12 protein-coding genes and 2 riboswitches are annotated in these 15504 nt (G+C 69.9%); of the genes, 4 read left to right on the plus strand and 8 right to left on the minus strand.

The window, feature by feature from the left end; all coding sequences use genetic code 11:
- Positions 1-188: 188 nt before the first annotated feature.
- The 7 genes from AB4Z18_RS06040 to AB4Z18_RS06070 all read right to left on the minus strand — a co-directional run bounded on the left by AB4Z18_RS06040 (position 189) and on the right by AB4Z18_RS06070 (position 7498).
- Entirely contained in the window at positions 189-977 is a 789-nt protein-coding gene (locus tag AB4Z18_RS06040; RefSeq protein ID WP_441781785.1) for a DUF2382 domain-containing protein, read from the minus strand.
- An 81-nt stretch (positions 978-1058) separates the two neighbouring features.
- Positions 1059-1727 carry a hypothetical protein gene (locus AB4Z18_RS06045; RefSeq protein WP_441781786.1) on the minus strand — a complete coding sequence of 223 codons (669 nt, stop codon included), beginning with the start codon at positions 1725-1727 and terminating at the stop codon, positions 1059-1061.
- 169 nt (positions 1728-1896) lie between these two features.
- Positions 1897-3039: a cysteine desulfurase family protein gene (locus tag AB4Z18_RS06050; RefSeq protein WP_441781787.1), complete on the minus strand. Its 1143-nt coding sequence runs from the start codon at positions 3037-3039 to the stop codon at positions 1897-1899.
- On the minus strand, positions 3036-3890 hold the full coding sequence (gene nadC, locus AB4Z18_RS06055) for a carboxylating nicotinate-nucleotide diphosphorylase (RefSeq protein ID WP_441781788.1): 855 nt from the start codon (positions 3888-3890) through the stop codon (positions 3036-3038). The genes AB4Z18_RS06050 and nadC overlap by 4 nt, the downstream gene beginning before the upstream one ends.
- Entirely contained in the window at positions 3884-5452 is a 1569-nt protein-coding gene (nadB, locus tag AB4Z18_RS06060) for an L-aspartate oxidase (RefSeq protein ID WP_441781789.1), read from the minus strand. Before nadB ends, nadC begins: the two co-directional genes overlap by 7 nt.
- A 1-nt stretch (position 5453) precedes the next feature.
- The gene (nadA, locus tag AB4Z18_RS06065; protein WP_441781790.1) at positions 5454-6764 is read right to left on the minus strand and encodes a quinolinate synthase NadA; all 1311 of its coding nucleotides are present in this window, start codon (positions 6762-6764) and stop codon (positions 5454-5456) included.
- Positions 6761-7498: an NUDIX hydrolase gene (locus tag AB4Z18_RS06070; protein ID WP_441781791.1), complete on the minus strand. Its 738-nt coding sequence runs from the start codon at positions 7496-7498 to the stop codon at positions 6761-6763. The genes nadA and AB4Z18_RS06070 overlap by 4 nt, the downstream gene beginning before the upstream one ends.
- 234 nt (positions 7499-7732) lie before the next feature.
- A riboswitch (glycine riboswitch) is annotated at positions 7733-7830 on the plus strand.
- A 1-nt stretch (position 7831) separates the two neighbouring features.
- A riboswitch (glycine riboswitch) is annotated at positions 7832-7932 on the plus strand.
- Positions 7933-7997: 65 nt separating this feature from the next.
- On the opposite strand from AB4Z18_RS06070, the gene gcvT reads away from it, so the two are divergent.
- From gcvT to gcvP, 3 genes are read left to right on the plus strand one after another with little or no spacing between them, the layout of a single operon-like run.
- The gene (gene gcvT, locus AB4Z18_RS06075; protein ID WP_441781792.1) at positions 7998-9221 is read left to right on the plus strand and encodes a glycine cleavage system aminomethyltransferase GcvT; all 1224 of its coding nucleotides are present in this window, start codon (positions 7998-8000) and stop codon (positions 9219-9221) included.
- Positions 9222-9223: 2 nt separating this feature from the next.
- Positions 9224-9598 carry a glycine cleavage system protein GcvH gene (gene gcvH, locus AB4Z18_RS06080; RefSeq protein ID WP_441781793.1) on the plus strand — a complete coding sequence of 125 codons (375 nt, stop codon included), beginning with the start codon at positions 9224-9226 and terminating at the stop codon, positions 9596-9598.
- A gap of 16 nt (positions 9599-9614) precedes the next feature.
- The gene (gcvP, locus tag AB4Z18_RS06085) at positions 9615-12530 is read left to right on the plus strand and encodes an aminomethyl-transferring glycine dehydrogenase (protein ID WP_441781794.1); all 2916 of its coding nucleotides are present in this window, start codon (positions 9615-9617) and stop codon (positions 12528-12530) included.
- 115 nt (positions 12531-12645) lie between these two features.
- Here gcvP and AB4Z18_RS06090 read toward each other — a convergent pair whose 3' ends face one another.
- Positions 12646-13440 carry a CPBP family intramembrane glutamic endopeptidase gene (locus tag AB4Z18_RS06090; protein ID WP_441781795.1) on the minus strand — a complete coding sequence of 265 codons (795 nt, stop codon included), beginning with the start codon at positions 13438-13440 and terminating at the stop codon, positions 12646-12648.
- Between the two features lie 231 nt (positions 13441-13671).
- Here AB4Z18_RS06090 and AB4Z18_RS06095 point away from each other — a divergent pair, with 231 nt between their 5' ends.
- Positions 13672-15462, plus strand: coding sequence for an ABC transporter family substrate-binding protein (locus AB4Z18_RS06095; RefSeq protein ID WP_441781796.1), 1791 nt, complete (start codon positions 13672-13674; stop codon positions 15460-15462).
- Positions 15463-15504: the final 42 nt, after the last annotated feature.

A 15504-nucleotide genomic window follows, 5' to 3' on the forward strand; every position in this document is an offset into this window, starting at 1 on the left:
CAGGGCATGGGTGTACCTGCGGAGCCCATCCTCCTGAAAACAGGACCGCGGGACGCGTCCTGAAAACAGGACCGCGGGACGGGTCCTGAAAACAGGACCCGCGGGACGCGTCCTGAAAACAGGCCGACGTCGGGGGCCGAATCGGGGGGCACCCGTCACGAGCGCCCCCCGATTCGCTGGTGCACAGGTCACACCGCGGACCCGCGCCCATCGCCCTCGACGTCGATGCGCTCCTTGCGCACATCCTCGTTCACCGTCTCGGTGCCGGTCACCGTCTCGGAGTCGAGACGCACCCGCTCGACGGGCACCGTCTCCTTGTCGACCACGGGGCGCTCCTCGTGCAGGACCACCTCGTGCTCCTCCTCGCTGAGCTCTGGGCCGTCCATCGCCTGGCCGACGTTGCCGTCGGTGATCGGCTCGCGCTCCACCCGCACCTCCTCGCGGGTGACCGGCACTTCCACCTGCTGGTTCTCGGTGACGACGTACTTGCGCAGCCGTGCGCGTCCCGTCTCGACGCGTTCGGTGCCGACGTCCAGTCGCTCCTCCGACCGGGTCATCGCGTCGTCCGTCGTCGGGCCGGACGTGTCGTATCCCGCGCCGGACGTGTCCGCTGTCTGCGCTGTTCCGGCGCCCGTGCCCGTCCCCGCACCCGTCCCCGCGCTCGTCCCGCCCCCGCGGTAGTACGAGTACAGCTGGTCCTCCTCCTGCGGGCTCAGCTCGGCGTCGTCTTCGATGCGCGGCGCATCCTTCACCACCGACTTCTCGAACGGCACCCGCAGGCCGTCCCCGTCCTCGACGGCGTCGTCGAGCGGCACGAAGCTCTCCGACGTGCCGAACAGTCCGGTCTTCACCGACGCCCAGTTCGGGCGGCCCGTGGACGGATCCACGTAGATCTGGCCGACGCTCCCGATCTTGTCGCCGTCGCGATCGATGACTTTCGCTCCGACCAGTCCTGCGATGTTGTTCTCGCTGATCATCATGTTCTCCTCGTGTGGTTGCGCTCGCCGTGGCGAGCAGGTGCCCCGCTCGTGCGGCCCCGTCACGGGACTCGCCGTGTCTCAGCGACCGAGCCCCACCCGGTCGACACGACGGTGGTAGCGCATCCCCGCGATCCCGCCCAGGATGGCGCCGCCGAGGCTGACGATCGCGACGATGATCGCCGTGATGATGCCGGTGACGGTCACCGTCCCTTCATTGAGAGGGATGCGCGGGAAGCTGTTCAGGTTGCCCAGGATGTTGTACTGGCTGCCGAGGACGAGGCTCAGCACCGCCACCACCACCGCGATGATCACGGCCCACAGCCAGACGGCGATGCCCTGCTTGGCTCCGTCGAACCGCGCCATGCGGCCGGCGACGTAACCGCCGCAGTAGTACGCGACGAACAGGATGACGGCGAGCGCGATGGCGCCGACGATCCCGACGGTGGAGGCGTTGGCGTTGGCCTGGTCGACGGCGTTGTCGGCACTGCCGCCCGCTGCGCCGAGCCCAACAGCGGCGCCGGCCGCCGCGACGACCGCAGTCAGCAGGACCGCGGTGCCGGTGGCGGTCAACCAGCCGAAGAAGGCGGAGCCGAACTTCATGCCGCCGAACTCGCTCTTCTCGCGCTCGATCACGTCGTTGCGGAGGGTGTGGGTGTGGTCGACGGGAACGGCGGCTCCGTTGGCGTCGTGGTCGTAGACGGCTTCGCCGGGCTGGCGTCGCTCCGGCGCTGGTGTCGGGTCGGTCATGGCGTCCTCTTCCCTGTGTCCCGCGTGCAGCGGGGTGCGGTCAGTTGAGAGGGACGCTATGCGGCGCCGAGAGGCGGGCACAGGCGGTTGATTTCCTAGACGGGCGAGAGGATGCTTGCCGCACTCGGCGCCGCTGCGTCGTGAGCGGTCCTGAAAACAGGACTCTCCCTCACCGCCCGAGTTGCGCCACCGTCCGCACCGCATCGCCGACCGCCGGGGCGACTCTCGCCAGCTGATCAGCGGGCATTTCCGGCCCCCAGGAGAACCGAACCGCGGTGCGCGCGACGTCCTCCGGGTACCCGAGTGCGAGCAGCACGTGCGATGCGTCCTCACTTCCGGCAGCACAGGCGGAGCCGCTGGAGGACACGACCCCGCGCCGCTCGAGTTCGAGGAGCACCGCCTCGCCGTTCGTTCCAGCGAACACGAACGAGGCCGACCCGGGGAGCCGTGAGGTCGGGTGCCCGGTGAGGGATGCGCCGGGCGCCTCCTCCAGCACCGCCGCGATGAACGCGTCCCGAGCCTCCGCCGCTGCCGCCGCGCGCGCATCCAGCCCTTCGGCCGTCAGTCGCACAGCCGTCGCCAGCGCGACTGCTCCGGCCACGTTCTCCGTTCCGGAGCGCCGCCCCCGCTCCTGACCCCCGCCGTGGATGACCGGCTCCAGCGGGATGCGCCCGCGCACGAACAGCGCGCCGACGCCCTTCGGGGCTCCGAGCTTGTGGCCCGAGATGCTCAGCGCATCCACTCCGAGGGCTCCGACGTCGAGCGGCAGCCAGCCGGCCGCCTGCACCGCATCCGTATGAAAGGGGATGCCGTGCTCGTGCGCGAGCGCGGCGAGGGTCGCGATCGGCTGCACCGTGCCGACCTCGTTGTTGGCCAGCATCACGCTTGCGAGCGTGGTGTCTGGCCGCAGGGACGCGGCGAAGTCGTCGGGCGACACCAGCCCGTCACGGCCCACAGGCACGTACGTCACCGAGAACCCGTGCACGCGCACCAGATAGTCGACCGACTCCAGCACGGCTTCGTGCTCGATGCGGGTCGTCACGATGTGCCGGTCGCGGGGATTCGCCAGCGCGATCCCTTTGACGGCCAGGTTGTCCGCCTCCGTGCCGCCGGAGGTGAACGTGACCTCTGACGCCCGGCAGCCGAGCCAGGCGGCGACCGCCGCACGCGCGTCGGCCAGACCGCGCGCGGCCGACTCGCCGACGGCGTGGTGACTGGACGGGTTGCCGAAGTCGCCCGTCAGGTACGGCCACATCGCCTCCAGCACCTCCCGGCGGACCGGGGAGGTGGCGGCGGCGTCCAGGTAGATCACTCGACCACCACGTCCAGTCCCAGGTCGAGCGAGCGGACGCTGTGGGTGAGCGCTCCGGAGGAGATGACATCCACCCCGGTCTCGGCGATGTCGCGCACGGTCCCGAGGCTGACGTTGCCGCTCGCCTCCACGATCGCCCGGCCCGCGACCAGCGCGACGCCCTCACGCAGCTGTTCGAGCGTGAAGTTGTCGAGCATGATGGTGTCCACCCCGGCGGCGAGGACCGGCTCGATCTGGTCCATCCGGTCCACCTCGACCTCCAGGTGGGTGGTGTGCGACAGCTGCTCGCGCACCTGCAGCAGCGCATCCGTCACCGAGAGGCCGGTTTGCGCGGTGAGGACCGCCAGGTGGTTGTCCTTCGCCATGACCGCGTCCGAGAGGGAGTAGCGGTGGTTGTGGCCGCCGCCCGCGCGGACGGCGTGCCGCTCGAACGCGCGCAGCCCGGGCGTGGTCTTGCGCGTGTCCACGATGCGGGCGGAGGTGTGGGCGACCTCCGCGACGAAGGCCGACGTGAGGGTGGCGATGCCGCTCATCCGCTGCGTGAAGTTGAGGGCGACCCGCTCCGCCTGGAGCACCGACCGCGCCGGTCCCTCGACCGTGGCGAGCGCGTCGCCGGCCTCGAACCGGCCGCCGTCGGGGAGGTGCAGTGTCACGTCGATCGCCGGGTCGGTGAGGGTCATCGCCGCGGCGAACACCTCGCCGCCCGCGAACGTGCCGGGCTCGCGCGCGACCAACCGCGCGGTCGCTCTCGCCTCCTCGGGGATGAGCAGTTGGCTGGTCACATCGCCCCAGGGCGCGTCCTCGACGAGGGCGGCCTGGACGGCGGTGTGGATGAGCTGGCGGGTCAACATGTGGCGGGCACCTCTGTACGGGCCGGCTGAGTGGGATCAGCCGAGAGAACGGCGTGGGGGAGGAGGACGGTGTGGACCGGCGCCCCCGTGCCGGTCAGCGGGAAGTCGGACCGGAAATGCGCCCCGCGCGACTCCTTGCGGGTGAGTGCTGCGGCGACGACGAGCCGGCCGAGAGTGAGAAGGTTGGCGTCCTCACCGGCTTCCGGCTCGGCGGTCGCCGCGAGTTCGGCCGCGGCCTGGGCGAGGCGGGCGCCGTCGCGGTGTACGCCGGCGGCCTCCCACAGCAGGCTGCGCAGGCGGACGCGGTCGAAGGCGAGGGTCGCGGGATGTGCGGCCGCGAGACGCGCGTCGTCGACAGCCGCACCCTCCCGAACCCAGGCGGGCGCATCCACCCACGGCTCGTCGATCGCCTCGGCTGCCCTGTGAGCGAAGACCAGGCCCTCCAGGAGCGAATTGGAGGCCAGCCGGTTGCCGCCGTGCGCGCCCGTGCAGGCGACCTCGCCGACGGCGAAGAGTCCAGGCACGGTGGTCCGGCCAGCGGTGTCGGTGACGACCCCGCCCATCGCGTAGTGGGCGGCGGGTGTCACGGGTATGGGCTCCCGCCCCCAGTCGTAGCCGGCGGCGCGCGAGGCTGCGTCGATCGTGGGGAACCGTCGCGCGAGGAACGCCGCGCCGAGCGCCGTGGCATCCAGCAGCACCGGACGACCGCCCTGCGCCGCCATCTCGACCGCGATGCCGCGGGCGACCACATCGCGGGGTGCGAGCTCGGCATCCGGATGCACGTCGAGCATGAAGCGCTCGCCCGCCGCGTTGCGCAGGACCGCGCCTTCGCCGCGGACCGCCTCCGAGATCAGGAAGGACCCGCCGTCGCCGGCGTGCAGCGCGGTCGGATGGAATTGCGTGAACTCGAGGTCGGCGAGGGCGGCCCCGGCGCGCCACGCGGCGGCCACCCCGTCGCCGGTCGCGACCTCCGGGTTGGTCGTGTGCGCGTACAGCTGGCCCCAGCCGCCGGTCGCGAGCACCACCGCGTCCGCGTCCACGGTCAGCGGCGAGCCGTCGACCAGCAGGCGCACTCCGGCGGCACGCCCGTCGCGGACCACCACATCGCTGAGGAACGCGTCCTCGATGACCGGGATGCGCGCAGCCGCCAGCGCCTCAGCCAGCGCACGCTCCAGCTCGGCGCCCGTCGCATCCCCTCCGGCATGCAGCACCCGGGCGGACGAATGTGCTGCCTCGAGCCCTCGGGCGAGTGTGTCGCCGTCGCGGTCGAAGGCAGCGCCGCGCGCGATCAGCTCGCGCACCCGGTCCGGGCCGTCGGCGCAGAGCGCCTCCACCGCCTCCCGCACGTTCAGCCCTGCCCCTGCACGCAGCGTGTCGGCGATGTGCGCGTCGACGCTGTCGTCCGGGAACAGCGCGGCGGCGATCCCGCCCTGCGCGTACCGGGTGCTCCCGGTGGTAAGCGCCGCCTTGGTCACGACCGTGACGTCGTGCCCGACCGCCCGCGCGCGAAGCGCCGCGGTGAGCCCCGCGATCCCGCTTCCGACGACGACGACGCGGCTCATGTCACGCCGCCATCGTCGTGTCGGGACGCGCGGCGAGCATCCGCTCGAGCGCTACCCGGGCCGGCACTGCGACCGACGCGGGCACCGTTACCTGGTTGACGACCTCGCCGCGGACCAGCCCCTCCAGCACCCAGGCGAGATAGCCGGGGTGGATGCGGTACATGGTCGAGCAGGGGCACACCACCGAGTCGAGGCAGAAGATCGTGTGCTGCGCATACTGCGCCGCCAGCCGCTGCACCAGGTTGATCTCGGTGCCGATCGCGAAGGTGGAGCCGGCGGGCGCCGCCTCGATCGCCTTCACGATGTAGTCGGTCGAGCCGTACTCGTCGGCCGCATCCACCACATCCATCGGGCACTCGGGGTGCACGATCACGCGCACGCCCGGGAACTCGGCGCGGGCGTGCTCGATCTGGCCGACGGTGAAGCGCTTGTGCACCGAGCAGAAGCCGTGCCAGAGGATCACCTGGGCGTCCTGCAGAGTGGATGCGTCGGTCCCTCCCCACGCCTTGCGCGGGTTCCAGAGCGGCATCCGCTCGATCGGCACGCCCATCGCCTTCGCGGTGTTGCGGCCGAGGTGCTGGTCGGGGAAGAAGAGGACGCGCTGTCCCCGCTCGAACGCCCACTGCAGCACGGTGGCGGCGTTCGAGGACGTGCACACGATGCCGCCGTGCTCGCCGCAGAACGCCTTCAGCGCCGCCGACGAGTTCATGTAGGTGACGGGGATGACGGGCACGCGGCCGTCCGCGTCGGGCTCGGTGCCGTACAGCTCCTCCAGCTGTTCCCAGCACTCCTGCACCGAGTCGAGGTCGGCCATGTCGGCCATCGAGCAGCCGGCCGCGAGGTTCGGCAGGATGACGCGCTGGTCGGGGCGGGAGACGATGTCGGCCGTCTCGGCCATGAAGTGCACGCCGCAGAAGACGATCGCCTCCGCCTCGGGCCGGGCCTTCGCCGCGTTCGCGAGCTGGAACGAGTCGCCGATGAAGTCGGCGTACTGCACGACCTCGTCGCGCTGGTAGAAGTGGCCCATGACGGCGACGCGGTCGCCCAGGGTCGCCTTGGCGGCGCGGATGCGGTCGCCGAGTTCGACGGCGGATGCGGTGCGGTACTCCTCCGGCAGCTCGCCCTGGCGGGGCGCGTCAGCCGGGATGGGGTCGGCCATGGATGCGCCCGGCCCGTAGGAGGGGAGCAGGCTGTCGAACTCCCAGGGCGCCTGCACCAGGTCGGGCGTGCAGGTCTCGCCGTCGAGCGTCCCTGCGGCGATGAGCCCGATGGTGGTGTCGACCGAGGCGATGGGCACGTCGGCGATGGTCATGATTCGCTTCCTTCTTTTCCTTCGAACGGATGCTGCTGGCGGGGGAGCGGCCCCGCGTCGGCGAGGTCGATCTGGTCGTTGTAGCGGTATAGCCGCGGCGGCCGGTGGGGTGTGCCGGTGAGGTACTCGTCGGTCGCGACGACGGCGCCGGAGCCTTCGATCGTGCGGCGGAAGTTGGCCGGATCGAGGGCCTTGCCGAGCACGGCCTCGTGCACCGCGCGCAGCTGGGCCAGCGTGAAGCGCTCGCCGAGGAAGGCGTGGGCGATGCGCGAGTACTCCATCTTCGTGCGCAGCCTCCACAGGGCGTACTGCACGATGACCGTGTGGTCGAAGGCGAGCTCGGGGAGGTCGTCGGCCGGGAACCAGCGGACGTTCTCTCCGACGCTGGCGCGCTCGGCCTCCTCGCTGCGGACCAGGGCCCAGTACACGACGGAGACGACGCGGTCGGCGCCGGGGGAGCGGTCGGCGTCGCCGAAGGCGTAGAGCTGCTCCAGGTAGCTGGGGGTCAGCCCCGTGGTGTCGTTGAGGCTGCGGGCGGCGGCGTAGGCGAGGTCCTCGCCGACCCGGAGCGGCCCGCCGGGAAGCGCCCACCGGCCCTCGAACGGCTCCCGGATGCGGCGGACCAGCGGCAGCCAGACCTGCGGCACGCCCGTGGCCTCGTCATCGTTGCGGAGGGCGAAGATGACCGTCGACACGGCGAGGATCGCGCTCGCGCGTTCGTGTCGTGCGGTCATGGCCCGCTCCTCGCCTAATAGTCAATCTGACTCTAACTGTCACCCATCTTAGTGTCACATCGACCAGAACGCCAAGCGGAGCATCCAGTGGTCGCAACACGCCGTCTCGCAGGCCGTCGACACGGCGTGTTGCGACCACTCGATGGAGCGTCGGCGCGCGATCGCCGCGGGAGGGAGCGCCGCGCGACCGAACCGGATATGCTGGCCGGACATCCAACTGAATACTGGGCCAACGAGGTCGATGCGGGAGAGCCGTGCACGCGTGAGCGGGCCGGCACCGAAGGAGCAATCCTCCCCGACAATCTCTCAGGTACGCGTACCGCATCGGACTGGCCACTCTGAAAAGCAGGACGGCGCCCGCCGTTCTCGCCCACGGTGAAAGCCGCCATCCCACGGGATGCGGTGAAACTCTCAGGCCGGATGACAGAGGGGGAGTTCTTCCCGGGAGCGGCGACGCCCCCGCAGCCCCCGGCCGGATGGCCGGCGAATCGGAGAACTCATGACCTCGCAACAGAGCAGTTCAGAACAGAGCAGTTCAGAACAGACCCCGCCGGACGGATCGACGCCCGGCGAACGTCTCTCCCCGCTCCACGACGTCCACACCGCCGCGGGCGCATCGTTCACGGACTTCGCCGGCTGGCAGATGCCCGTCCGCTACTCCTCCGACCTGGCCGAGCACCACGCCGTCCGCACCGCCGCTGGGTTGTTCGACCTGTCGCACATGGGCGAGATCGTCCTCATCGGCCCGGAGGCCGGGCAGGCGCTCGACTACGCCCTCGCGGGCAAGCTCTCGGCGCTCGCCACCGATCAGGCGAAGTACAGCCTCCTGCTCTCCCGCTCCGGCGGCATCGTGGACGACCTCGTCGTCTACCGCACGGGCGACGACCGCTACATGGTGGTCGCCAACGCGTCCAACCGCGACGCCGTCGCCGAAGAGCTGCGCGACCGCACGGCGCCGTTCGACGTCGAGGTGTTCGACGAGTCCGACGACATCGCCCTGATCGCGGTGCAGGGCCCGGCCGCGCTGTCCATCCTCCTCGCCACCCCCGGGCTCTCAGCCGACGACGGCGCCCTCGGCGGCGCAGACTTCGGCGAGCGCCTCTCCGCCCTCAAGTACTACTGGTCGCTCCCGGCCGAGTTCGAGACGCATCCCGTGCTCATCGCCCGTACCGGCTACACGGGCGAGGACGGCTTCGAGCTGTACGTGGCGCCCGACAACGCCCGTGCCCTGTGGGATGCGCTGACCGAGGCCGGCACCGAGCAGGGCCTCGTCCCGGCAGGCCTCGCCAGCCGCGACACCCTGCGCCTTGAGGCGGGGATGCCGCTCTACGGCCACGAGCTCGGCCCGGACACGATGCCGGCGCAGGCGGGTCTCGGTCGCGTCGTCAACCTCGCTAAGGACACCGACTTCGTCGGCCGCTTCGCCAGCGAGGAAGGGCCGCACCCGGACGCCCGCGTGCTCGTCGGACTCACCGGCGAGGGCAAGCGCGCCGCCCGCGCCGGCTATCCCGTGTTCGCCCACGACGACGCGACGGGGGAGGACGCCGAGGTCGGCGTCGTCACCTCCGGGGCGCTGTCGCCGACCCTCGGGATGCCCATCGCCATGGCGTACGTCGCCCCCCGCTTCGCTCGGGAGAACACCTCGCTCCAGGTGGATGTGCGCGGCACGCGCCTCCCCTTCACCGTCACCGCCCTCCCCTTCTACAGCAGAAAGAAGCGCTAGCCATGGCCGCAGAACGAGACCTGAAGTACACCGCAGAGCACGAGTGGCTCCTGGTCGAGGGCGATGTCGCGACCGTCGGCATCACGTCCTACGCGGCCGAGAAGCTGGGCGATGTCGTCTTCGTCGAGCTGCCGGAGGAGGGCAGCGATGTCACCGCCGGCCGGGTCGTGGGCGAGATCGAGTCGACCAAGTCGGTCGGCGAGCTGTTCGCTCCGGTCGACGGCACGGTCGCCGAGGCGAACGCTGCGGTGGTGGATGCGCCGGAGCTCGTGAACTCCGACCCCTTCGGCGAGGGCTGGCTGGTGAAGGTGAAGTTCACCCAGCTCCCCGACGACCTGCTGAGCTACGACGAGTACGCCGCGCTGACCGGCGAGTAAGGTTCCGACACCTCCCATGACCGACCTCTTCCCTACGCGTCACATCGGCACCGATACTGACGCGCAGAGCACCATGCTGTCCGCGATCGGCGCAGCATCCTCCCGCGAGTGGACCTCCGTCGAGGAGCTCGTGGCCGCCGCCGTCCCGGACTCCATCCGCGTGGATGGTAACCGCACGCCTGCCCTTCCCGAGCCGATCGGCGAGCGCGCCGCGATCCGCGAACTGCGCGCGATCGCCGCCCGCAACACCGTGAACCGCAGCCTCATCGGCCTCGGCTATTACGGCACCATCACGCCCGCCGTCATCAAGCGGAACGTGCTCGAGAACCCGGGCTGGTACACCGCATACACGCCGTACCAGCCGGAGATCTCGCAGGGCCGGCTGGAGGCGTTGATCAACTTCCAGACCATGGTGTCCGACCTGACCGGGCTCGACACGGCGAACGCGTCGATGCTCGACGAGGGCACCGCGGTGGTCGAGGGGATGCTGCTGGCGCGTCGCGCATCCAAGGCGAAGTCGTCCACGTTCGTGGTCGACGCCGACACGTTCCCGCAGACGCTCGCCCTGCTGCGCAACCGGGCAGAAGCGGTCGGCATCCAGCTCGCCGTGCTCGATCTGGCGAGCCTGCCCGCCGACGCGCCCGAGCTCAGCGACGCGTTCGGCCTCTTCGTCCAGTACCCCGGCGCCTCCGGCCGGGTGTGGGACCCGAGTGCCGTCATCCGCACCGCCAAGGACGCCGGCGCGGTCATCGTCGCCGCCGCTGACCTCCTCGCCCTGACGCAGCTCCGCGCCCCCGGGGAGCTCGGAGCGGATGTCGCCGTCGGCACCACCCAGCGCTTCGGCGTTCCGATGGGCTTCGGCGGCCCGCACGCCGGCTACATGGCGGTCCGCAAGGGACTCGAACGACAGCTCCCCGGCCGCCTGGTCGGTGTGTCGCAGGATGCGGTCGGCAAGCCCGCCTACCGCCTGACCCTGCAGACGCGCGAGCAGCACATCCGCCGCGAGAAGGCGACCTCGAACATCTGCACCGCCCAGGTGCTCCTCGCCGTGATGGCCGCGATGTACGCGGTCTACCACGGGCCCGCAGGCCTGCGGGCGATCGGGCGCCAGGTGCACCTGTCGACCGCGGGGGTCGCCGAGGCGCTGCGCGCATCCGGTGTCGAGGTCGTCTCACGGTCGTACTTCGACACCCTCCAGGTCGAGGTGGATGACGCCTCGACCGTCGTCGCCCGGGCGCACGACCGCGGTCTGCTGCTCCACGCGACGGATGCGGGACTCGTCTCGCTGAGCCTCGACGAGGAGTCGGCGGCCGACCTCCGCGACCGCACGTTCCCGCTCACGGATCTCATCGAGGTGCTCGGCGGCACGGTCGATGCCGAGCTCGCCGTCGACCTGGCGGGGGAGTCGTCCTTCGACTCCGCGCTCGCCCGGGAGTCGGGATACCTCACGCATCCCGTGTTCAACACCCACCACTCCGAGACCGCGATGATGCGCTACCTGCGCCTGCTGCAGGACCGCGACTACGCGCTCGATCGCGGCATGATCCCGCTCGGCTCGTGCACCATGAAGCTGAACGCGGCGACCGAGATGGAGGCCGTGACCTGGCCCGAGTTCGCGGCACTGCATCCCTTCGCCCCGGCCGCCGATGTGGCCGGATCGCTCGAGCTGATCGACCAGCTGGAGAGCTGGCTGGCGGACGTCACCGGCTACGACACCGTCTCCCTGCAGCCCAACGCGGGCAGCCAGGGCGAGCTCGCCGGCCTCCTCGCGATCCGCGGCTACCACCGCTCGCGCGGCGACCTGCAGCGCACGGTGTGCCTCATCCCGCAGTCCGCTCACGGCACGAACGCCGCCTCGGCGGTGCTCGCCGGCATGAGCGTCGTCGTCGTCGCGACCGACGAACTGGGCAACGTCGACCTCGACGACCTGCGCGCCAAGATCGCCGAGCACGCCGACAGCCTCGCCGCCCTCATGATCACGTACCCGTCGACGCACGGCGTCTACGAGCACGACGTCGTCGAGATCACCCAGGCCGTGCACGACGCGGGCGGACAGGTCTACGTCGACGGCGCCAACCTCAACGCCCTGCTGGGCTACGCACGGTTCGGCGACTTCGGCGGCGACGTCAGCCACCTCAACCTGCACAAGACGTTCTGCATCCCGCACGGCGGAGGCGGCCCGGGTGTCGGCCCGGTCGCAGCCAAGGCGCACCTCGCGCCCTTCCTTCCCGGGCATCCGCTGGCTCAGGATGCGACCCACCCGCTCGCGGGCGGCGGTCGCATCGAGCACGGCGGCGCCCCGGTCTCCGCTGCGCCCTACGGCAGCCCGAGCATCCTCCCGATCAGCTGGGCGTACGTCCGGATGATGGGCGCGGAGGGGCTCAAGGATGCGACCGGAGCCGCCGTACTCGCGGCCAACTACGTCGCAGCCCGGCTCCGCGAGCACTTCCCGGTGCTCTACGCGGGCGAGGACGGCCTGGTGGCGCACGAGTGCATCCTCGACGTCCGCCCGCTCACCGAGCGCACCGGGGTGACCGTCGACGACGTCGCCAAGCGGCTCATCGACTACGGCTTCCACGCGCCGACCATGTCGTTCCCGGTCGCCGGAACCCTCATGGTGGAGCCGACCGAGAGCGAAGACCTCGCCGAACTCGACCGTTTCGTGGCCGCGATGGTCGCGATCCGCGCCGAGGCGGACGCCGTGGCGGCGGGGGACTGGCCCTCGGACGACAACCCGCTGCGCAACGCCCCGCACACCGCCGAGTCGGTGGTCTCCTCCGACTGGAGCCACCCGTACTCCCGTGAGCAGGCCGTCTACCCGGTGCCGGCCCTCGTCCGCACCAAGTACTGGCCGCCGGTCCGCCGCATCGACCAGGCCTACGGCGACCGCAACCTCTTCTGCGCCTGCCCGCCCCCCGAGGCGTTCGCCTGACCCGATTCCCGCCACCCCAATCCAACAGCTCCTGAGTTTTTCGCACGATCGACGGCGTGTCGATCGAAAAACTCAGGAGCTGTTGGCGGCGGTTGGGGGAGTGGAATAGAGGGGGCTAGGCGAAGACGGACGGCCACCACGCGACGGCGAGGGGATAGCCGACGAACGAGACGATGTCGATGATCGTGTGCGCGATCACGAGCGGCATCACCCGGCCCCAGCGCGTGTAGCACCAGCCGAAGACGACGCCCATCACGGCGTTGCCGACGAACGGTCCGAAGCCCTGGTAGAGGTGGTAGCTGCCGCGCAGCACCGCCGCCGCCAGGATGATCGTCCACTTCCCCCAGCCCAGCTGCCGCAGGCGGGTGAACAGGTAACCGACGACGATTACTTCCTCCTGCAGCGCCGCACGCAGCGCCGCGAGGATGAGCACCGGCACCGTCCACCAGTGCGCGTCGAGGGTCGATGCCTCGACCGTCACGGTGATGCCCAGCAGCCGCGTCACCGCATAGAAGAGGATGCCGGGCACCCCGATGACGAGGAACAGCAGCCCGCCGCCGGCGAGGTCGCGCCCCGGCCGGGTCAGGTCGAGGCCGATGCGGCGGAAGCCGCTCCGCTGCGGCTGCCACAGCAGATAGACGACCAGCGCGACCGCGAACAGTGGGAACAGATTCCCCAGCACCTGATAGAGGAAGTCGAAGACCTCCCGGCTCGACTGGGCGGGATTCACCTCCGTCTTCTGATCGGCGAGCGGCGTGCTCTGGGTGGCCCGGTCGACGATGCTGACGATGGAGTAGACGGCCGATTGCCCGAGCGACAGCCCGAGCACGATGGCGATCTCCCACCACAGCCTCGGACGTGATCCGCGGTCGACGGGAGACTCGGCGGCCCAGGTCAGCGCGTTGCTCATAGGGGCATCCTGCCAGCCCTCGCGGGAAACCACGGAAACGTTGCATTGCGCGAACAATTCCATCGTTTTTGTGCGCTTCGTGCACGAATCCACCGACTGAGTTACCACTCTGTAACGTTTTGCGCCCCTGTTTTGCAATCACTGGCGGCGATACCTAGGGTCATTCTTATCCCGCGCGGGACAGGCGCTCTCGCACGCTTGCACCGTCGCACACTTCGCACAGGAGGAACATTGCACATCAACGGAAGAAAGGTCAGGTACGGGCTCAGTGCTGTCGCCGTCGCAGGCGTCGCCGCACTCGCCCTGTCAGCCTGCACCACGTCCGGCAGCACCAACACCTCGTCCGCTGCCAAGGGCGGCACCGTGACGGTGGCGGTCGTCAACGACTTCACCTCGTTCAACTCGCAGACGCCGCAGGGCAACCTGGACACCAACGGCCAGGTCGGGTACCTGAACGGATCGTACGGAACCGGGTTCCAGTACATCGACAACAACTACAAGATCGTCCACGACGACAAGTTCGGCACGTTCGAGAAGACCTCGGACGACCCGCTGACGGTCAAGTACACGCTGAACAAGGACGACAAGTGGAGCGACGGCCAGCCCGTCACCGCTGACGACATGATCCTCGCGTGGGCCATCGCCTCCGGCCACTACGACTCCGCGAAGTTCGACGCCGAGGGCAACGTCTCCAGCGGCACCCAGTACTTCACGATCGCGGGCTCGACCGCCGGTGTGGATGCGACCGACTTCCCGACGGTCAGCAACGACAACCGCACGATCACCCTCAAGTACGCCACCCCGTACGTGGACTGGGAGCTCGTCAACCCGATCGCGCAGCCCGCGCACATCGTGGCCAAGAAGGCGGGCCTCTCTTCGGCCGCCGACCTGACCAAGCTGCTGAAGGGCCTGCCGAAGGGCGACCCGGCGAACCCGGCTCCTGTCGACCCGACCCTGAAGAAGGCGGCGGACTTCGTCAACACCGGCTACGACGTGACCGCGTTCCCGACCGACAAGGACCTGCTGGTCTCCTCCGGTCCATTCGTCGTCTCCTCGTGGACCCCGGGCCAGTCGCTGACGATGACGAAGAACAAGTACTACGCCGGCGGCCTCAAGCCGAACGTGGACAAGATCGTCTTCCGCATCATCCCGGACGCGAACGCCCAGGTCACCGCTCTCCAGAACGGTGAGGTCGACATCATCAACCCGCAGGCGTCCGCCGACACGATCACCGCGCTCAAGCAGACCAGCGCGAAGATCCTGACGGGTGCGCAGGCGTCGTACGACCACCTCGACCTGAACTTCGGATCGCCGGTCTTCGCCGACGCCAAGGTTCGCGAGGCGTTCCTGAAGACGATCCCGCGTCAGCAGATCCTCGACTCGATCGTCACCCCGGTCGACTCGAAGGCCAAGGTCCTGGACTCGCAGATCTTCCTGCCGAACCAGGAGCAGTACGACGGCAGCGTCAAGCAGAACGGCTCTGACAAGTACAGCAAGGTCGACATCGACGGCGCCAAGGCGCTGCTCGCCGGTGCCACGCCGACCGTCCGCATCCTGTACAACACGAACAACCCGAACCGTGTCGACGAGTTCCAGTCGATCGCGACCTCGGCCGCCAAGGCCGGCATCAAGGTCGTCGACGCCGGCTCGCCCGACTGGAGCAAGCTGCTCCCGGGTGGCGACTACGACGCCTCGCTCTTCGGCTGGATCAGCCCTGGTGCAGGCACCACGCAGCTGCCGCAGGTGTTCGCCTCGCAGGGTGGCGGTAACTACAACCGCTACACGGGCACCAACGACCTGGCCCTCAAGTCGCAGACCACCCTGGACAAGGATGAGCTGACGAAGATCGAGTACCAGATCGACAAGAAGACCTTCAGCGACGCTTACGGTCTCCCGCTGTTCCAGCTCCCGGGTGTCTTCGCGACCACCTCGCGGGTTGACGGCATCAAGTACAACGGCGGGCAGTCCGGCCCGTTCTGGAACTTCTGGGAGTGGAACGTCAAGTCCTCCTCTTCGAAGTAACAACTCCGCAAGTGAGAGTGCCCGGGTGAACCCCGGGCACTC

It is taken from the genome of Leifsonia sp. 2TAF2 (assembly GCF_052115085.1).
Taxonomy (GTDB): Bacteria; Actinomycetota; Actinomycetes; order Actinomycetales; family Microbacteriaceae; genus Leifsonia.